Here is an 18,883-nt window from a genome sequence, read left to right as displayed (position 1 = left end):
CACAGGCCCACGCGGGGGCGCCGCGCGCGCGGACCCGCGCGGGGCGGGGGGGCCGGGGGGGCCCCCCGCGCCCGGGCGCGGGGGGCCCTCCGTCGTCTCCGGTGGCCTTGTACGGCGCCCCGGACACGAAAAAACCGGCGGGTGCCGGGGCCTCTCGGCCCCCGGCACCCGCCGGTAACGTTTCTGCTGGGCCGTGGCCCGGTCCTGCTATCGGACTAGATGTCCTCGTGCGCCACGGCGCGACGCGCGTCCGCGTCCAGTACGCCCCAGCTGATGAGCTGCTCGGTCAGGACCGAGGGGGACTGGTCGTAGATGACGGCGAGGGTGCGCAGGTCGTCCTGGCGGATCGAGAGCACCTTGCCGTTGTAGTCGCCGCGCTGGCTCTGGATGGTCGCCGCGTAGCGCTGCAGCGGGCCGGCCTTCTCCGCGGGGACGTGGGCCAGGCGCTCCAGGTCCAGCCGCAGCTTCGGCGGCGGCTCGGCCGCTCCGCCGGGGGTCGTGCCCGGAAGCAGTTCCTGCACGGGCACCCCGTAGAAGTCCGCCAGCTCGGCGAGGCGCTGGACGGTCACGGCGCGGTCCCCGCGCTCGTAGGAACCGACCACGACGGCCTTCCACCGGCCCTGCGACTTCTCCTCGACACCATGGAGGGAAAGGCCCTGCTGGGTGCGGATGGCGCGGAGCTTGGCCCCGAGCTGTTTGGCGTATTCGCTGGACATAACGCTCCCGGACGCTGTGCGCTGTGACGACATGGACACTGTGACGACATGGACCACGTGCGGCTCCGCCGCGCGGCTGGTAACTCACTGTGAGGTTACGCAGCGTTACTTGGATGCGTCAAGCCGAATGGTGTCCGACGCCCACGTAAGAGGGGTCCTGGTCTGCCCCGATGCACTGTCGGGAGGATGCCCCTGGTATCGTGGAGCAGGTACATCAGACGTCCTTTAAGGTCCGTCCCGTGAGGCGGAGAAGGAGGTCCTTTTCATGGACACTCAGCACACCCGGCACGCAGAAGGCACTGCTCGCGATTCCGAGCGTTCCGATGTCATGCGTCCCGTTCTCGAAGCGCAGGACATCGCCAGGGTCCTGACCCGTATCGCCCACGAAATCGTCGAACGCGCCAAGGGCGCCGACGACGTGGTCCTCCTCGGCATCCCCACCCGCGGTGTGTACCTCGCCCGCCGGCTGGCCGCCAAGCTCGAAGAGATCACCGGTGCCAAGATCCCGGTCGGCTCCCTCGACATCACCATGTACCGCGACGACCTGCGGATGAAGCCGGCCCGCGCCATCGGCCGCACCGAGATCCCCGGCGACGACATCGACGGCCGCCTTGTCGTCCTCGTCGACGACGTCCTCTTCTCCGGCCGCACCATCCGCGCCGCCCTCGACGCCCTCGGCGACCTCGGCCGCCCCCGCGCCGTGCAGCTCGCGGTGCTCGTCGACCGCGGCCACCGCGAACTGCCGATCCGCGCCGACTACGTCGGGAAGAACCTCCCCACGTCGCTGCGGGAGAACGTCCAGGTCCAGCTCCAGGAGGAGGACGGCCGCGACGCCGTGCTGCTCGGCCAGCGGACCGACCGGGCAGCGGGGCAGTAGCCCGTACGAGCGGCCGGGCCCCTCTCGGGTCCGCGCCGAAGCCTGCCCTGCCGTACCCCCAGCCCGACCGTCTGCCCTCCCCGACTTACGGAGAACCCGGATGAAGCGCCACCTCATCTCGGCCGCCGATCTCACGCGCGACGACGCCGTCCTGATCCTCGACACCGCCGAGGAGATGGCCCGCGTCGCGGACCGGCCGATAAAGAAGCTGCCCACCCTGCGCGGCCGCACCATCTGCAACCTCTTCTTCGAGGACTCGACCCGCACCCGGATCTCCTTCGAGGCCGCCGAAAAGCGCCTGTCCGCCGATGTGATCAACTTCGCGGCCAAGGGCTCCAGCGTCTCCAAGGGGGAGTCCCTCAAGGACACCGCCCAGACCCTGGAGGCCATGGGCGTCGACGCCGTGGTCATCCGGCACAGCGCCTCCGGCGCCCCCTACCGGCTCGCGACCTCCGGCTGGATCGACGCCCCCGTGATCAACGCGGGCGACGGCACCCACCAGCACCCCACGCAGGCGCTGCTCGACGCCTTCACCATGCGCCGCCGCCTGGTCGGCAGGGACGCCGGTCTCGGCAAGGGCCTCGACGGCCGCCGGATCACCATCGTCGGGGACGTCCTGCACAGCCGGGTCGCCCGCTCCAACGTCGACCTGCTCCACACCCTCGGCGCCGAGGTCACCCTGGTGGCCCCGCCCACCCTGGTGCCGGTCGGCGTCGAGGCCTGGCCGTGCGAGATCTCGTACAGCCTGGACGACGTGCTCGCGAAGTCCGACGCAGTGATGATGCTGAGGGTGCAGCGCGAGCGGATGAACGCGGCCTTCTTCCCGACCGAGCGCGAGTACTCCCGCCGCTACGGCCTGGACGGCGCCCGGATGGCGAGGATGCCCGAGCACGCCGTCGTGATGCACCCCGGCCCGATGGTCCGCGGCATGGAGATCACCGCCGAGGTCGCCGACTCCGACCGCTGCACGGTCGTCGAGCAGGTCGCCAACGGCGTCTCCATCCGCATGGCCGTCCTGTACTTGCTGCTCGGAGGCTCCGAGCCCGCCGTCACCACCAGCTCCACCGCTTCCCGCACCGAGGAGACGAAGTAAAGATGAGCAAGATCCTGATCCGTGGCGCGAAGGTACTCGGTGGCGAGGCGCAGGACGTCCTGATCGACGGCGAGACCATCGCCGCCGTGGGCGCGAACCTGGACGCCGGCGACGCGACCGTCATCGAGGCCGGGGGCCAGACCCTCCTCCCGGGTCTCGTCGACCTCCACACCCACCTGCGCGAGCCCGGCCGCGAGGACTCCGAGACCGTCCTCACCGGCACCCGCGCCGCCGCCTCCGGCGGCTACACGGCCGTCTTCGCCATGGCCAACACCTTCCCCGTCGCCGACACCGCCGGCGTCGTCGAGCAGGTGTGGCGCCTGGGCAAGGAGTCCGGCTACTGCGACGTGCAGCCCATCGGCGCCGTCACCGTCGGCCTGGAGGGCAAGCAGCTCGCCGAGCTGGGCGCCATGCACGAGTCCGCCGCCCGCGTCACCGTCTTCTCCGACGACGGCAAGTGCGTGGACGACGCCGTGATCATGCGCCGCGCCCTGGAGTACGTGAAGGCCTTCGGCGGCGTCGTCGCCCAGCACGCCCAGGAGCCCCGCCTCACCGAGGGCGCCCAGATGAACGAGGGCGTCGTCTCCGCGGAACTCGGTCTCGGCGGCTGGCCGGCCGTCGCCGAGGAGTCGGTCATCGCCCGCGACGTCCTGCTCGCCGAGCACGTCGGCTCCCGCGTGCACATCTGCCACCTCTCCACGGCCGGGTCCGTCGAGATCATCCGCTGGGCCAAGTCCCGCGGCATCGACGTGACCGCCGAGGTCACCCCGCACCACCTGCTCCTCACCGACGAGCTCGTGCGCTCGTACAACCCGGTCTACAAGGTCAACCCGCCGCTGCGCACCGAAGCCGACGTGCTGGCCCTGCGCGAGGCGCTCGCCGACGGCACGATCGACATCGTCGCCACCGACCACGCCCCGCACCCGCACGAGGACAAGGACTGCGAGTGGGCCGCGGCCGCCATGGGCATGGTGGGTCTGGAGACCGCGCTCTCCGTCGTCCAGCAGACGATGGTGGAGACCGGACTGCTCGACTGGGCGGGCGTCGCCGAGCGGATGTCCTTCGCCCCGGCGCGCATCGGCGGCCTCCCGAACCACGGACGCCCCGTCTCGGCAGGTGAACCCGCGAACCTGACCCTCGTCGATACCTCGTACCGTGGTGTCGTGGACCCCGCGCACTTCGCCTCCCGCAGCCGCAACACGCCTTACGAGGGCCGTGAGCTGCCGGGGCGCGTCACTCACACCTTCCTGCGGGGCCGGGCAACGGTCGTGGACGGGAAACTGGCGTGACACCTGCAGTGATCCAACTGGCCGCCGAGGCCGCCGGACGACAGTCGGCGGAGGTGACGGACTGGGGCGCCCGCATCGCGTGGGTGATAGGTCTGCTCGTCTTCATCGCGTTCGTGTACTGGCTGATGCGGCAGGGCTGGAAATGGCGCGGCACCCTGCAGAGCGATCTGCCGGAGCTGCCCGCCGCCCCCGGCGGGCTCCCCGAGCACCGGCTGGCCCTGACCGGCCGGTACCACGGGTCCACCACCGCCGGGCAATGGCTCGACCGGATCGTCGCCCACGGTCTGGGCGTCCGCAGCCGGGTCGAGCTCACGCTCACCGACGCGGGCCTCGACGTGGTCCGTCCGGGTGCCACCGACTTCTTCGTACCGGCCGCGCAGCTGCGCGGCGCCCGCCTCGACAAGGGAATCGCGGGCAAGGTACTCACCGAGGGCGGTCTCCTCGTCGTCACATGGGCGCACGGCGACAGGCTGATCGACTCCGGATTCCGCTCCGACCGCGCGGCGGAACACGCCGCCTGGGTCGACGCGGTCAACGCGATGAACAAGACGAACCACTCACTCACCACGACGGAAGGCGCCGAACGATGACGACCTCCACCAGGGGAGCAGACAAAGCTCCCGCCGTACTCGTCCTGGAGGACGGCCGGATCTTCCGCGGCCGCGCCTACGGCGCTGTGGGGGAGACCTTCGGCGAGGCCGTCTTCTCCACGGGCATGACCGGCTACCAGGAGACCCTGACCGACCCGTCGTACCACCGGCAGGTGGTCGTGATGACCGCCCCCCACGTGGGCAACACCGGCGTCAACGACGAGGACCCCGAGTCCTCCCGCATCTGGGTCGCCGGGTACGTCGTACGCGACCCCGCGCGGGTTCCCTCGAACTGGCGCTCGCAGCGCTCGCTGGACGAGGAGCTCGTCAAGCAGGGTGTCGTCGGGATCTCCCGCATCGACACCCGCGCCCTGACCCGCCACCTGCGCGAGCGCGGTGCCATGCGCGTCGGCATCTTCTCCGGCGAGGCCGTCGCGGACGACGCGACCCTGCTGGCCCGCGTCCTGGAAGCCCCGCAGATGAAGGGCGCGAACCTCTCCGCCGAGGTCGCCACCAAGGAGACGTACGTCGTCCCCGCGATCGGCGAGAAGAAGTTCACCGTCGCCGCCGTGGACCTCGGCATCAAGGGCATGACCCCGCACCGGATGGCCGAGCGCGGCATCGAGGTGCACGTGCTGCCCGCCACCGCCACCGTCGAGGACGTGTACGCGGTCAACCCCGACGGCGTGTTCTTCTCCAACGGCCCGGGCGACCCGGCCACCGCCGACGGCCCCGTCGCGGTCATGCGGGGCGTGCTGGAGCGCAAGACCCCGCTCTTCGGCATCTGCTTCGGCAACCAGATCCTGGGCCGCGCGCTCGGCTTCGGCACCTACAAGCTGAAGTACGGCCACCGCGGCATCAACCAGCCGGTGCAGGACCGCACCACCGGCAAGGTCGAGGTCACCGCGCACAACCACGGCTTCGCCGTGGACGCGCCCCTCGACAAGGTCTCCGAGACCCCCTTCGGCCGTGCCGAGGTCTCCCACGTCTGCCTGAACGACCAGGTCGTCGAAGGCCTCCAGCTGCTCGACCAGCCGGCCTTCTCCGTCCAGTACCACCCCGAGGCAGCTGCCGGCCCGCACGACGCCGCGTACCTCTTCGACCGCTTCACGTCTTTGATGGAAACCGCCCAGATGGAGGCCGAGCGTGCCTAAGCGCACCGATATCCAGTCCGTCCTGGTCATCGGCTCCGGCCCGATCGTCATCGGCCAGGCCGCGGAGTTCGACTACTCCGGAACCCAGGCCTGCCGCGTCCTCAAGGCCGAGGGCCTGCGGGTCATCCTGGTGAACTCCAACCCCGCCACGATCATGACCGACCCGGAGATCGCCGACGCCACGTACGTCGAGCCGATCACCCCCGAGTTCGTCGAGAAGATCATCGCGAAGGAGCGCCCCGACGCGCTGCTCCCGACCCTCGGCGGCCAGACGGCGCTCAACACCGCCATCTCCATGCACGAGCAGGGTGTGCTGGAGAAGTACAACGTCGAGCTCATCGGCGCCAACGTCGAGGCGATCAACAAGGGCGAGGACCGCGACCTCTTCAAGGGCGTCGTCGAAGCCGTCCGCGCCAAGATCGGCTACGGCGAGTCCGCCCGCTCGGTCATCTGCCACACGATGGACGACGTCATCCAGGGCGTCGACATCCTCGGCGGCTACCCCGTCGTCGTGCGCCCCTCCTTCACGATGGGCGGCGCCGGCTCCGGCTTCGCCCACGACGAGGAAGAGCTGCGCCGCATCGCCGGCCAGGGCCTCACGCTCTCCCCGACCACCGAGGTGCTCCTGGAGGAGTCCATCCTCGGCTGGAAGGAGTACGAGCTGGAGCTGATGCGCGACACCAAGGACAACGTCGTCGTCGTCTGCTCCATCGAGAACTTCGACCCGATGGGCGTCCACACCGGTGACTCGATCACCGTCGCCCCGGCGATGACGCTCACCGACCGCGAGTACCAGCGGCTGCGCGACATCGGCATCGCGATCATCCGCGAGGTCGGCGTCGACACCGGCGGCTGCAACATCCAGTTCGCGATCGACCCGGTCGACGGCCGCGTCATCGTCATCGAGATGAACCCGCGCGTCTCGCGCTCCTCGGCGCTCGCCTCGAAGGCCACCGGCTTCCCGATCGCCAAGATCGCCGCCAAGCTGGCCATCGGCTACACGCTCGACGAAGTCCCCAACGACATCACCGAGAAGACGCCGGCCTCCTTCGAGCCGTCCCTCGACTACGTCGTCGTCAAGGCGCCGCGCTTCGCCTTCGAGAAGTTCCCGCTCGCCGACGCCACCCTCACCACCACCATGAAGTCGGTGGGCGAGGCCATGGCCATCGGCCGCAACTTCACCGAGGCGCTCCAGAAGGCCCTGCGCTCGTTGGAGAAGAAGGGCTCCCAGTTCACCTTCGTCGGCCCCACCGGCGACAAGGAGGAGCTGCTCGCCACCGCGGTCCGCCCGACCGACGGCCGCATCAACACCGTCATGCAGGCCATCCGCGCCGGCGCCACCCAGGAAGAGGTCTTCGAGTCCACGAAGATCGACCCCTGGTTCGTCGACCAGCTCTTCCTCATCAAGGAGATCGCGGACGAGCTGGCCGCCGCCGACAAGCTCCACCCCGAGCTGCTCGCCGAAGCCAAGCGCCACGGCTTCTCCGACTCCCAGATCGCCGAGATCCGCGGCCTGCGCGAGGACGTCGTCCGCGAGGTCCGCCACGCGCTCGGCGTCCGCCCGGTCTACAAGACGGTCGACACCTGCGCCGCCGAGTTCGCCGCGAACACCCCGTACTTCTACTCCTCGTACGACGAGGAGTCCGAGGTCTCCCCCCGCGAGAAGCCCGCGGTCATCATCCTGGGCTCCGGCCCGAACCGCATCGGCCAGGGCATCGAGTTCGACTACTCCTGCGTCCACGCCTCCTTCGCCCTCAGCGACGCCGGCTACGAGACCGTGATGGTCAACTGCAACCCGGAGACGGTCTCCACCGACTACGACACCTCCGACCGCCTGTACTTCGAGCCGCTCACGCTCGAAGACGTGCTGGAGATCGTCCACGCCGAGTCGCTGGCCGGCCCCATCGCCGGTGTCATCGTCCAGCTGGGCGGCCAGACCCCCCTCGGTCTCGCCCAGGCCCTCAAGGACAACGGCGTCCCCGTCGTCGGCACCCCGCCCGAGGCCATCCACGCCGCCGAGGACCGCGGCGCCTTCGGCCAGGTCCTCGCCGAGGCCGGCCTGCCCGCCCCCAAGCACGGCACCGCCACCACCTTCGCCGGCGCCAAGGCCATCGCCGACGAGATCGGCTACCCCGTCCTCGTACGCCCCTCGTACGTGCTCGGCGGCCGAGGCATGGAGATCGTCTACGACGAGGACCGGCTGTCCTCGTACATCGCCGAGTCCACCGAGATCTCGCCGACCCGCCCGGTCCTCGTCGACCGCTTCCTCGACGACGCCATCGAGATCGACGTCGACGCCCTCTACGACGGCACCGAGCTCTACCTCGGCGGCGTCATGGAGCACATCGAGGAGGCCGGCATCCACTCCGGCGACTCGGCCTGCGCCCTGCCCCCGATCACCCTGGGCGGCTACGACATCAAGCGGCTGCGCGCCTCCACCGAGGCCATCGCCAAGGGCGTCGGCGTCCGCGGTCTGATCAACATCCAGTTTGCGATGGCGGGTGACATCCTCTACGTCCTGGAGGCCAACCCGCGCGCCTCCCGGACCGTCCCCTTCACCTCGAAGGCGACCGCCGTCCCGCTCGCCAAGGCCGCCGCCCGCATCTCGCTCGGCACCACCATCGCCGAGCTGCGCGAGGAGGGCATGCTCCCGAAGACCGGCGACGGCGGCACCCTGCCGCTCGACGCGCCGATCTCCGTCAAGGAGGCCGTCATGCCGTGGTCGCGCTTCCGCGACATCCACGGCCGCGGCGTCGACACGGTCCTCGGCCCGGAGATGCGCTCCACCGGCGAGGTCATGGGCATCGACTGCGTCTTCGGCACCGCCTACGCCAAGTCGCAGGCCGGCGCCTACGGCCCGCTGCCCACCAAGGGCCGCGCGTTCATCTCCGTCGCCAACCGCGACAAGCGCTCGATGATCTTCCCGGCCCGCGAGCTCGTCGCCCACGGCTTCGAACTGCTCGCCACCTCGGGCACCGCCGAGGTACTGCGCCGCAACGGCATCAACGCCACCGTCGTGCGCAAGCTCAGCGAGGGCGAGGGCGCCGACGGAGAGAAGACCGTCGTCCAGCTCATCCACGACGGCCAGGTCGACCTGATCGTCAACACCCCGTACGGCACGGGCGGCCGCCTCGACGGCTACGAGATCCGTACGGCCGCCGTGGCGCGCGGCGTCCCGTGCCTCACGACGGTCCAGGCACTCGCCGCGGCCGTCCAGGGAATCGACGCGCTCAACCGCGGCGACGTCGGCGTCCGCTCGCTCCAGGAGCACGCGGAGCGCCTGACGGCGGCCCGCGACTAGCAGCCCGCAAGGCCCGTAGGAGGGAGGGGGACACCGGACGCGCGACACGCGCCGGGTGTCCCCCTCTTCATGAGCGCACAAGGGAACCCCTCGATGTACAAACTCTTCTTCAACCTGGTCTTCAAGCGGATGGACCCGGAGCGGGCCCACCACCTGGCCTTCCGCTGGATCCGCCTCGCCGCGGCCACGCCGGTGCTGCGCACCTTCGCCGCCGCCTCCCTCGCCCCCCGCTACGAGTCGCTGCGCACCGAGGCCCTCGGGCTGCGGATGCACGGCCCCTTCGGGCTCGCGGCCGGCTTCGACAAGAACGCCGTCGCCATCGACGGCATGTCGATGCTCGGCTTCGACCACGTCGAGATCGGCACGGTCACGGCCGAGGCCCAGCCGGGCAACCCGAAGAAGCGGCTGTTCCGGCTCGTCCCGGACCGCGCGCTGATCAACCGGATGGGCTTCAACAACGAGGGCTCCGCGGCGGTCGCCGAGCGGCTGGCCGCCCGCAACCCGGTGTTCCGGACGGTCGTCGGCGTCAACATCGGCAAGACCAAGGTGGTCCCGGAGGAGGAGGCGGTCGCCGACTACGTCGCCTCCACCGAGCGGCTCGCCCGCCACGCCGACTACCTGGTCGTCAACGTCTCCTCCCCGAACACCCCCGGACTGCGCAACCTGCAGGCCACGGAGTCGCTGCGCCCGCTGCTGACGGCGGTACGCGAAGCCGCGGACCGCGTCGTCACCGACCGCCGGGTCCCGCTGCTCGTCAAGATCGCCCCGGACCTGGCCGACGAGGACGTGGACGCGGTCGCCGACCTGGCCCTGGAACTGGGCCTCGACGGCATCATCGCCACCAACACGACGATCGCCCGCGAGGGTCTCGGCCTCACGTCCTCCCCGTCCCTGGTCAAGGAGACGGGCGGACTGTCCGGAGCCCCGGTCAAGGAGCGCTCCCTGGAGGTCCTGCGCCGGCTGTACGCCCGTGTCGGGGACCGGCTGGTCCTGGTCGGTGTCGGCGGCATCGAGAACGCCGAGGACGCCTGGCAGCGCATCCTGGCCGGTGCGAGCCTGATCCAGGGCTACAGCGCCTTCGTCTACGAGGGCCCCTTCTACGCCCGCGCCATCCACAAGGGCCTGGCGGCGCGCCTGGCCGCCAGCCCGTACGCGACCCTCGCCGAAGCGGTGGGCGCCGAGACCCGAGAGGCCGCCCTGTGACCGCTGTGACCCCTGTGATCCCCTTCGGTGCCCGTCTGCGCACGGCGATGGACGCCCGTGGTCCGCTGTGCGTGGGCATCGACCCGCATGCGGCGCTGCTGGCCTCCTGGGGCCTGAACGACGACATCGCGGGCCTGGAGAAGTTCTCCCGCACGGTCGTCGAGGCGCTGGCCGACTCGGTGGCGGTCTTCAAGCCGCAGGCCGCCTTCTTCGAGCGGTTCGGGTCCAAGGGCATCGCGGTGCTGGAGCAGACCGTGGCCGACGCCCGGGCGGCGGGCACGCTGGTCGTGATGGACGCGAAGCGGGGCGACATCGGCTCGACGATGGCCGCCTACGCGGAGACCTTCCTCTCGCCCTCCTCGCCGCTCTTCTCCGACGCGCTCACCGTCTCCCCGTACCTGGGCTACGGCTCGCTCGCCCCGGCCGTCGAGCTGGCCCGCGCTTCCGGGGCGGGACTGTTCGTCCTGGCCCTGACCTCGAACCCGGAGGGCGCCGAGGTCCAGCGGGCGGTGCGCGAGGACGGCCGGACCATCGGCGCGACGATGCTCCGGCACCTGGCGGCGGAGAACGCGGGGGCCTCCCCGATGGGCTCCTTCGGGGCCGTCGTGGGCGCGACCCTCGGGGACCTGTCCTCCTTCGACCTCGACATCAACGGGCCGCTGCTGGCGCCCGGCATCGGTGCGCAGGGTGCCACGGCCGCGGACCTGCCGCGGGTGTTCGGCGCGGCCGTGCGCAATGTCGTGCCGAACGTCTCGCGCGGCGTCCTGAAGCACGGACCGGACGCGGCCGCGCTGCGCGCCTCGGCGCGCGCCTTCGCGGACGAGGTCCGCGAAGCCGTCGCGGCGTAGCCCGCCGCGGGCCCCGCCGTATCCCCGGGCCCGGGCGGAGCCCGGGGAACGGCGGGAGGGCCGGTGGGGAGGGGGACGCGCAGGCTTCGTCGCGCGGCGCCGGTTTCCTTCGCTCCTGCACATCCGGCCCCGGTTCGACCGCACTCCGCCCGCCGGGCCCTGCCCGAGGACGGCGACCCCGTCAGTCGGGCCCGGGGCCGGGATCGAGGGCTGCCGGCCCCAGTGTGACGCGGATCACCGGCGCCCCCGCGGCCCGTCCGGGCGCGGCCGGAGCGCCGCCGTCCGGTACGCGCCCGCTTCCTTCGTCGCCGGGGGCCGTCGCGCGGCGGCCGGGACGGCGCTGGTCAGGGATCCGTCCGCGCAGCCGGGGATCCCCGACGGCCCGTGTCCGGCACTCGCCGCCCGCGGAACCGGAGCGTTCGGGGACGACGTCGGGCCGGCTCGTCGCACTGTCTGACGAAATTCGAACGTCTTCCACCGGACAAAACCGGGGTACTTTGTCCGTGATGTACGGTTCAGTGGAGGCTGACCAGGACTTTTCGTCCGTTCTCGCTGACTGGAGCGGTCATGGCCGCTAGTCTCCGACCAGAGTGAACGAGCAGCGATCGAGCAACACCGCTGTTCGGGCGCTTCCCTGGTGTGGTGCCCATGTGCTCCCCACCGGTCCGTATCCGACAGTTCGACATCCGAGGTGACGTAGGCGTGGCTCTTCCGCCCCTTACCCCTGAACAGCGCGCAGCAGCGCTCGAAAAGGCCGCCGCGGCTCGCCGGGAGCGGGCCGAGGTGAAGAATCGACTCAAGCACTCCGGCGCCTCCCTCCAAGACGTCATCAAGACGGGCCAGGAGAATGACGTCATCGGCAAGATGAAGGTCTCCGCACTTCTGGAGTCCCTGCCTGGCGTGGGCAAGGTGCGCGCCAAGCAGATCATGGAGCGCCTCGGCATCTCCGAATCCCGGCGTGTCCGAGGTCTCGGTTCCAACCAGATCGCTTCTCTGGAGCGTGAGTTCGGCACTCCTGCCGGCTGACGCGTCGCCTGAAGTTCGACCGGCGTTCTCAGGCAGTCCCGAGAAGCTGGATAATCGCTCTATGGCAGCAGAGGTTCGTCCGCGGCTGACCGTGCTCTCCGGCCCTTCGGGGGTCGGCAAGAGCACGGTCGTCGCGCATATGCGCAAGGTTCACCCCGAGGTCTGGCTCTCGGTGTCGGCCACCACCCGCAAGCCGCGGCCCGGTGAGCGACACGGAGTCCACTACTTCTTCGTCAACGACGACGAGTTCGACAAGCTGATCGCCAATGGCGAGCTGCTGGAGTGGGCCGAGTTCGCGGGCAACCGCTACGGCACACCGCGCGGCGCGGTACTGGAACGCCTGGAAAGCGGCGAGCCGGTCCTGCTGGAGATCGATCTCCAGGGCGCCCGGCTCGTACGCGAGTCGATGGCCGAGGCACAGCTGGTCTTCCTGGCGCCTCCGAGCTGGGACGAGCTGGTCCGCCGGCTCACCGGCCGGGGCACCGAATCGGCGGAGGTCATCGAGCGGAGGCTCGCCAGCGCGAAGATCGAACTGGCTGCCGAATCCGAGTTCGATACGACCCTGGTCAACACCTCGGTCGAGGACGTGGCGCGCGAGCTGCTAGCCTTGATGAATGTTGTTTGATCGTTGATCGATGTTTCAGTCGATCGGTGTTCGTCAACGGATCTTTCAACCCATCTTCGGAAGGTAGAGCGTGTCCTCTTCCATCACTGCGCCCGAGGGCATCATCAACCCGCCGATCGACGAGCTGCTCGAGGCCACGGACTCGAAGTACAGCCTCGTGATCTACGCGGCCAAGCGTGCCCGTCAGATCAACGCGTACTACTCGCAGCTCGGTGAGGGCCTGCTCGAGTACGTCGGCCCGCTGGTGGACACCCACGTCCACGAGAAGCCGCTTTCGATCGCGCTGCGCGAGATCAACGCGGGTCTGCTGACCTCCGAGGCCATCGAGGCCCCGGCTCAGTAGGGCACGAGTTTTCTCTTCACCACAGGCCCGGCAGAACATCTGCCGGGCCTGTGGTGTGTCATAGGTGTCATAGGTGACTGCGGGTCCAGCCGAAGGGGCGTGTGTGGTGGGTAAGCCGAAGGTCGTGCTCGGGGTCAGCGGCGGGATCGCCGCTTACAAGGCGTGCGAGCTGCTGCGCCGCCTGACCGAGTCGGGACACGACGTACGGGTGGTGCCGACGGCGGCGTCGCTGAACTTCGTCGGCGAGGCCACCTGGGCCGCCCTCTCCGGGAACCCGGCGTCCACCGCGGTCTGGGACGGCGTCCACGAGGTGCCGCACGTGCGCATCGGGCAGTCCGCCGACCTCGTCGTCGTCGCCCCGGCCACCGCGGACCTGCTCGCCAAGGCCGCCCACGGCCTGGCCGACGACCTCCTCACCAACACCCTGCTCACCGCGCGCTGTCCCGTGGTGTTCGCACCCGCGATGCACACCGAGATGTGGGAGCACCCGGCCACCCAGGAGAACGTGGCCACCCTGCGCCGCCGGGGCGCCGTCGTCATCGAGCCGGCCGTCGGCCGGCTCACCGGCAAGGACACCGGCAAGGGGCGGCTGCCCGATCCCGGGGAGATCTTCGAGGTCTGCCGTGGCGTGCTGCGCCGGGGCGCCCTGCCCGGCGGTACCGGCGGGCCCGACCTCGCCGGCCGGCACGTGGTGGTCAGCGCGGGCGGAACGCGCGAGCCCCTCGACCCGGTCCGCTTCCTGGGCAACCGCTCCTCCGGCAAGCAGGGCTACGCGCTGGCCCGGACCGCCGTCGCGCGCGGTGCCCGGGTCACCCTGGTCTCCGCCAACGCCGCGCTCGCCGACCCCGCCGGGGTGGACGTCGTGCGGGTCGGCACCGCCCTGCAGCTGCGCGAGGCCGTTCTGAAGGCGGCCGCGGACGCGGACGCCGTCGTCATGGCCGCGGCCGTCGCCGATTTCCGGCCGGCGCGGTACGCGGGCGGGAAGATCAAGAAGAAGGACGGGCAGGACCCCGAGCCGGTCGCACTCGTGCGCAATCCCGACGTCCTCGCCGAGATCTCCGCCGACCGGGCCAGGGAGGGCCAGATCGTCGTCGGATTCGCCGCCGAGACGGATGACGTCCTCGCCAACGGGCGCGCCAAACTCCTTCGCAAGGGGTGCGACCTCCTCGTGGTGAATGAGGTCGGCGAGGCCAAGACCTTCGGTTCGGAGGAGAACGAAGCGGTCATCCTGGCCTCCGATGGGAGCGAGGTGGCCGTACCCTACGGTCCGAAGGAAGCGCTCGCGGACCTGGTGTGGGACCAGGTGGCGCCGCGCATCGGATCGCGACGCGCCTGAGTTGCGCCTCTTTCCGCCGGCAATTCCTTGCGTCAGAATGGAGTGCCGCAGGTCACACGCCTCCCACAGGGCGAGACGGGTGGTCCGGCGGACGGTGGCGACCGATAAACTGCATCCGGAACGTGATCGGGCGCAGCCTCCGATGTGGTTCCGCCAATGATTCAGCCAGCAGCCGCTGCAACCCCAGGGAGCGTTGTGTCCCGTCGCCTTTTCACCTCGGAGTCCGTGACCGAGGGTCACCCCGACAAGATCGCTGACCAGATCAGCGACACCATCCTCGACGCGCTCCTCACCGAGGACCCGACCTCGCGCGTGGCCGTGGAGACCCTCATCACCACCGGTCTCGTCCACATCGCGGGAGAGGTGACGACGAAGGCGTACGCGCCGATCGCGCAGCTCGTCCGCGACAAGATCCTGGAGATCGGCTACGACTCGTCGAAGAAGGGCTTCGACGGTGCCTCCTGTGGCGTGTCGGTGTCCATCGGCGCGCAGTCCCCGGACATCGCGCAGGGCGTCGACACCGCCTACGAGCAGCGTGTCGAGGGCGATGAGGACGAGCTCGACAAGCAGGGCGCCGGCGACCAGGGCCTGATGTTCGGCTACGCCTGCGACGAGACCCCCGAGCTGATGCCGCTGCCGATCCACATCGCGCACCGGCTCTCCAAGCGGCTCTCCGAGGTCCGTAAGAACGGGACCATCCCCTACCTGCGTCCCGACGGCAAGACCCAGGTCACCATCGAGTACGACGGCGACAAGGCCGTCCGCCTCGACACCGTCGTCGTGTCCTCGCAGCACGCCGCGGACATCGACCTGGACTCGCTGCTGGCCCCGGACATCCGCGAGTTCGTCGTGGAGCACGTCCTCGCCCAGCTCATCGAGGACGGCATCAAGCTGGAGACCGAGGGCTACCGCCTGCTGGTGAACCCGACCGGGCGCTTCGAGATCGGCGGCCCGATGGGCGACGCCGGCCTGACCGGCCGCAAGATCATCATCGACACGTACGGCGGCATGGCCCGCCACGGCGGCGGCGCCTTCTCGGGCAAGGACCCGTCCAAGGTCGACCGCTCCGCCGCCTACGCCATGCGCTGGGTCGCGAAGAACGTCGTCGCCGCGGGCCTCGCCTCGCGCTGCGAGGTCCAGGTCGCCTACGCCATCGGCAAGGCCGAGCCCGTCGGCCTCTTCGTCGAGACCTTCGGCACCCACAAGGTGGACGTGCAGAAGATCGAGGACGCCATCGGCCAGGTCTTCGACCTCCGCCCGGCCGCGATCATCCGCGACCTCGACCTGCTCCGCCCGATCTACGCCCAGACCGCCGCCTACGGCCACTTCGGCCGCGAGCTGCCGGACTTCACCTGGGAGCGCACCGACCGCGTCGACGCGCTGCGCGCCGCCGCCGGCCTGTAAGCGGCACAGCTCGTGACGGAAGGCCCCGGACCTCGCGGTCCGGGGCCTTCCGCGTGCCCGGGGAGAACCGGCCGGGCGACGCCGGGCCCGGCCGTTGTCGGTGGGGTTTGGTAAGAATGCGGGTGTGAGCAGCACGAACGAATCCGGGCATCAGGGCGGGGACGGGCCCGGCGGCCCGCCGGAGCAGCTCGCGCTGATGCGGGAGATGGTCGCCGAGGCGAAGGCCAAGGCACCCAAGGCGAAGCCGCGGACCTGGCGCGGAGCGGCCCTGGCCGATGAGCTGCCCGTCGCCCGGATCCTCGTCAACAAGGGTGTGCTCCACCTCGACCAGCTGTGGGACTACGCCGTCCCCGCCGAGCTCGCCGAGACCGCCCGGCCCGGCGTCCGGGTCCGCGTCCGCTTCGGGGCGGGCTCCCACCAGGTCCACGGCGGCCGCCGCGAGGGCGGCGGGCTCATCGACGGCTTCATCGTCGAGCGTCGCGCCGAATCCGACTACGACGGCGCGCTCGCCGCCATCGCCCAGGTCGTCTCGCCCGAGATCGTCCTGGGGCCCCGCATGCTCGCCCTCGCCCGGGCCGTGGCCGACCGGTACGCCGGCAGCCTCGCCGACGTGCTCCAGCTCGCGCTCCCCGCGCGCAGCGCCCGCGCCGAGGCCAAGCCGTCGCCCGAGCCGCTGCCCCCGCCCGCCGCCCCGGAGCCCGCGGGCTGGGAGCGCTACGGCGCCGGCCCCGCCTTCCTGCGGGCCCTGGCCGCCGGCTCCGCGCCGCGCGCCGTGTGGACCGCGCTGCCCGGCCCGGGCTGGGCCGACGAACTGGCCCGGGCCATGGCCGCGACCCTGGCCTCCGGCCGCGGCGCCCTCGCCGTGGTTCCCGACGGGCGTACGGCGGCACGCGTCGACGCCGCCTTGACCGCGCTGCTCGGCGAGGGACGGCACGCGCTGCTGACCGCCGAGTCGGGGCCGGAGAAGCGATACCGGCAGTGGCTCGCCGTCAGCCGGGGCTCGGTGCGGGCCGTCGTCGGCACCCGGGCCGCGATGTTCGCGCCCGTACGGGACCTCGGACTGGTCGCGATCTGGGACGACGGCGACTCCAGCCACAGCGACGACCACGCCCCCTTCCCGCACGTCCGGGAGGTACTGGAACTGCGCGCGGTCACCGACGGCTGTGCCTTCCTGGCCGGGAGCACGAGCTGCACCGTGGAGGCCGCCCAGCTCGTCGAGTCCGGCTGGGCGCGTCCGCTGGTGGCCGACCGCGGGACCGTGCGGGCGTGCGCGCCCCGGATCCGGACCGTCGGCGACGAGCTGCTGGCCCGGGACGGGGCGGCGCGGGCCGCGCGGCTGCCGAGCCTGGCGTGGGAGACCGTACGGGAGGGGCTCAAGACCGGGCCCGTCCTCGTCCAGGTGCCCCGGCGGGGCTACGTGCCCCGTCTGGCGTGCGAGCGGTGCCGGACGCCCGCCCGGTGCACGGTGTGCGCGGGCCCGCTGGAGGCCCCCGACGAGCGGGACCTGCACTGCGGATGGTGCGGCCGGCAGGAGAGTGCCTGGCACTGCGAGGAATGCGGGTCCTTCCGGCTGCGGGCCCAGGTGGTCGGCGCCCGGCGCACCGCCGAGGAACTGGGGCGGGCCTTCCCGGCCGTGCCCGTACGGACCTCCGGTCGCGACCACGTCCTGGACGAGGTGCCGGACCGGCCCGCGCTGGTGGTGTGCACGCCCGGGGCCGAGCCGGTCGCGGCGGGCCCCGGGTACGCGGCGGCGCTGCTGCTGGACGGCTGGGCCATGCTGAGCCGGCCCGACCTGCGGGCGGGCGAGGACGCGCTGCGCCGCTGGATCGCGGCGGCCTCGCTGGTGCGGGGCGAGGGGCAGGTCGTGGTGGTGGCGGAGCCGACCCTGCGGCCGGTGCAGGCGCTGGTGCGGTGGGACCCCGTCGGGCACGCGGTGCGCGAGCTCGCCGAGCGGTCCCAACTGGGCTTCCCGCCGGTCTCGCGGATGGCGGCCGTGGCGGGGCGCGGGGAGGCGGTCGAAGCCTTCCTGGCGGCGGCCGGCCTGCCGCCGGACGCCGAGGTCCTGGGCCCCGTCCCGCTGCCGGGGCGGCGCGGGCAGCCCTCGCCGGGGGAGCGGGCGCTGGTCCGCGTACCCCCGGGCAGCGGGGCGGCGCTGGCCGCGGCCCTGAAGTCGGCCCAGGCCGCCCGGCTGGCGCGGGGCGTCCCGCCGTCCGAGGCGGTCCGGGTCCGCATCGACCCGCTGGACATCGGCTAGGCCGTCTCGAGGAGTGGAAGCAGGTCGCGCCCCCGACCGGCTGGTGCTGTGCCCCCCCGCGGCGACCTGTCGCACCGAAGCCCCCGCCGGGGCGGGGGCTTCGGTGGGGTCGGAGCCGTCGGGGGTCGGCGTCCCGGCGGTCTCGGGTCAACCGTTGCGCGGGCCGGGCAAGGCGGCGGGACGGGCCCCGGCCGATGCGGCGTGGGATTCCTCGCGCAGCGGCTGCGGCGGGACCGAGCGGGCCGCCGGGACCGTGGGCAGGGGCCCCAGGGTCCGGGGGGCGGAGCCCTCCGCCAGCGGCTCGCGCTCGACGGTCTCGGCGCTCTGCGCCCGCCGGGCGCCGTAGCGCCGGTGCACGGCCTGCTTGGTGACGCCGAGCGCCGAGCCGACCGCGTCCCACGAGAAGCCGAGCGAGCGGTCGAAGTCCACCGCGGCGGTGACCAGCGTCTCGACGCTGTCCCGCAGCTCCTGCGCGAGGCGGACGGTGGGCGCGGGCGCCCGGCCATAGACGACGAAGCCCGTGGAGGGGCCTGAGCGACGGGGGCGGTAGACGTTGCCGAGCTGGGCGGTGAGCGTACGCAGAGCATCCACCTGCCGGCGAACCCGCTCGATGTCCCGCACCAGGAGGTGCAGGCTGGCCCGTGCTTGGGCGTCGTGGGTGGCGTGGTCGGCCATGAAGAAGCCTCTCGAACCGGTGCTGAAGAGCGGATAGGGCCGCAGACACCGTTCTGTTTCGCGGCCCGTTTCGGTCAATCTCTCTTGACCAACGCTCCACCCGGCGGGCAGGTCACGCTGTGGGGGCGTGTCGGCATATGCGAGGAGCG

Annotated in this window: 16 protein-coding genes; 14 read left to right on the top strand and 2 right to left on the bottom strand. The window is 71.6% G+C overall.

Going from position 1 to position 18,883, the window contains the following annotated elements:
- Positions 1-215 precede the first annotated feature (215 nt).
- Positions 216-716, bottom strand: a complete 501-nt coding sequence (bldD, locus tag ACFWBY_RS33600) for a transcriptional regulator BldD (RefSeq protein ID WP_069929708.1) — start codon at positions 714-716, stop codon at positions 216-218.
- A gap of 265 nt (positions 717-981) precedes the next feature.
- Here bldD and pyrR point away from each other — a divergent pair, with 265 nt between their 5' ends.
- From pyrR to ACFWBY_RS33530, 14 genes are all read left to right on the top strand, one after another.
- On the top strand, positions 982-1,593 hold the full coding sequence (pyrR, locus tag ACFWBY_RS33595; protein WP_385344274.1) for a bifunctional pyr operon transcriptional regulator/uracil phosphoribosyltransferase PyrR: 612 nt from the start codon (positions 982-984) through the stop codon (positions 1,591-1,593).
- Positions 1,594-1,693: 100 nt separating this feature from the next.
- Positions 1,694-2,686: an aspartate carbamoyltransferase catalytic subunit gene (locus ACFWBY_RS33590; RefSeq protein WP_385344277.1), complete on the top strand. Its 993-nt coding sequence runs from the start codon at positions 1,694-1,696 to the stop codon at positions 2,684-2,686.
- Positions 2,687-2,688: 2 nt separating this feature from the next.
- Complete coding sequence (locus ACFWBY_RS33585; protein ID WP_385344279.1) at positions 2,689-3,975, top strand: dihydroorotase; 1,287 nt, start codon at positions 2,689-2,691, stop codon at positions 3,973-3,975.
- Entirely contained in the window at positions 3,972-4,565 is a 594-nt protein-coding gene (locus ACFWBY_RS33580) for a hypothetical protein (RefSeq protein ID WP_385344282.1), read from the top strand. The genes ACFWBY_RS33585 and ACFWBY_RS33580 overlap by 4 nt, the downstream gene beginning before the upstream one ends.
- Positions 4,562-5,719: a glutamine-hydrolyzing carbamoyl-phosphate synthase small subunit gene (gene carA, locus ACFWBY_RS33575; protein WP_385344285.1), complete on the top strand. Its 1,158-nt coding sequence runs from the start codon at positions 4,562-4,564 to the stop codon at positions 5,717-5,719. Before ACFWBY_RS33580 ends, carA begins: the two co-directional genes overlap by 4 nt.
- Positions 5,712-9,020, top strand: coding sequence for a carbamoyl-phosphate synthase large subunit (carB, locus tag ACFWBY_RS33570; RefSeq protein WP_385344288.1), 3,309 nt, complete (start codon positions 5,712-5,714; stop codon positions 9,018-9,020). The genes carA and carB overlap by 8 nt, the downstream gene beginning before the upstream one ends.
- 93 nt (positions 9,021-9,113) lie before the next feature.
- Positions 9,114-10,223 carry a quinone-dependent dihydroorotate dehydrogenase gene (locus ACFWBY_RS33565; RefSeq protein ID WP_385344302.1) on the top strand — a complete coding sequence of 370 codons (1,110 nt, stop codon included), beginning with the start codon at positions 9,114-9,116 and terminating at the stop codon, positions 10,221-10,223.
- Positions 10,224-10,228: 5 nt separating this feature from the next.
- Entirely contained in the window at positions 10,229-11,071 is an 843-nt protein-coding gene (pyrF, locus tag ACFWBY_RS33560; RefSeq protein WP_385344290.1) for an orotidine-5'-phosphate decarboxylase, read from the top strand.
- A gap of 702 nt (positions 11,072-11,773) precedes the next feature.
- Positions 11,774-12,097, top strand: a complete 324-nt coding sequence (locus tag ACFWBY_RS33555; RefSeq protein WP_112452485.1) for an integration host factor — start codon at positions 11,774-11,776, stop codon at positions 12,095-12,097.
- Between the two features lie 61 nt (positions 12,098-12,158).
- On the top strand, positions 12,159-12,722 hold the full coding sequence (gene gmk, locus ACFWBY_RS33550) for a guanylate kinase (RefSeq protein WP_385344293.1): 564 nt from the start codon (positions 12,159-12,161) through the stop codon (positions 12,720-12,722).
- A gap of 70 nt (positions 12,723-12,792) precedes the next feature.
- Complete coding sequence (gene rpoZ / locus ACFWBY_RS33545; protein WP_004948662.1) at positions 12,793-13,065, top strand: DNA-directed RNA polymerase subunit omega; 273 nt, start codon at positions 12,793-12,795, stop codon at positions 13,063-13,065.
- Positions 13,066-13,171: 106 nt separating this feature from the next.
- A complete protein-coding gene (gene coaBC / locus ACFWBY_RS33540) occupies positions 13,172-14,401 on the top strand; it encodes a bifunctional phosphopantothenoylcysteine decarboxylase/phosphopantothenate--cysteine ligase CoaBC (RefSeq protein WP_385344296.1) in 1,230 nt (409 codons plus the stop codon).
- 195 nt (positions 14,402-14,596) lie between these two features.
- Positions 14,597-15,805, top strand: coding sequence for a methionine adenosyltransferase (metK, locus tag ACFWBY_RS33535; RefSeq protein WP_385409742.1), 1,209 nt, complete (start codon positions 14,597-14,599; stop codon positions 15,803-15,805).
- 124 nt (positions 15,806-15,929) lie between these two features.
- On the top strand, positions 15,930-18,059 hold the full coding sequence (locus tag ACFWBY_RS33530; RefSeq protein WP_385344390.1) for a primosomal protein N': 2,130 nt from the start codon (positions 15,930-15,932) through the stop codon (positions 18,057-18,059).
- Between the two features lie 147 nt (positions 18,060-18,206).
- On the opposite strand, the gene ACFWBY_RS33525 is transcribed toward ACFWBY_RS33530, so the two are convergent.
- The gene (locus ACFWBY_RS33525; protein ID WP_385344392.1) at positions 18,207-18,734 is read right to left on the bottom strand and encodes a hypothetical protein; all 528 of its coding nucleotides are present in this window, start codon (positions 18,732-18,734) and stop codon (positions 18,207-18,209) included.
- Between the last annotated feature and the right edge of the window lie 149 nt (positions 18,735-18,883).

Origin of the sequence: Streptomyces sp. NPDC060049 (assembly GCF_042736715.1) — a bacterium.
Lineage (GTDB): Bacteria > Actinomycetota > Actinomycetes > Streptomycetales > Streptomycetaceae > Streptomyces.
The sequence above is the reverse complement of the archived record's forward strand: the minus strand, read 5'-3'. Positions and strand labels throughout refer to the sequence as shown.

Coding starts and splice junctions, on each gene's coding strand:
- ACFWBY_RS33565 (WP_385344302.1), top strand. CDS start 9,114: ATGTACAAACTCTTCTTCAACCTGGTCTTCAAGCGGATGGACCCGGAG.
- pyrR (WP_385344274.1), top strand. CDS start 982: ATGGACACTCAGCACACCCGGCACGCAGAAGGCACTGCTCGCGATTCC.
- ACFWBY_RS33585 (WP_385344279.1), top strand. CDS start 2,689: ATGAGCAAGATCCTGATCCGTGGCGCGAAGGTACTCGGTGGCGAGGCG.
- bldD (WP_069929708.1), bottom strand. CDS start 716: ATGTCCAGCGAATACGCCAAACAGCTCGGGGCCAAGCTCCGCGCCATC.
- gmk (WP_385344293.1), top strand. CDS start 12,159: ATGGCAGCAGAGGTTCGTCCGCGGCTGACCGTGCTCTCCGGCCCTTCG.
- carA (WP_385344285.1), top strand. CDS start 4,562: ATGACGACCTCCACCAGGGGAGCAGACAAAGCTCCCGCCGTACTCGTC.
- ACFWBY_RS33590 (WP_385344277.1), top strand. CDS start 1,694: ATGAAGCGCCACCTCATCTCGGCCGCCGATCTCACGCGCGACGACGCC.
- ACFWBY_RS33525 (WP_385344392.1), bottom strand. CDS start 18,734: ATGGCCGACCACGCCACCCACGACGCCCAAGCACGGGCCAGCCTGCAC.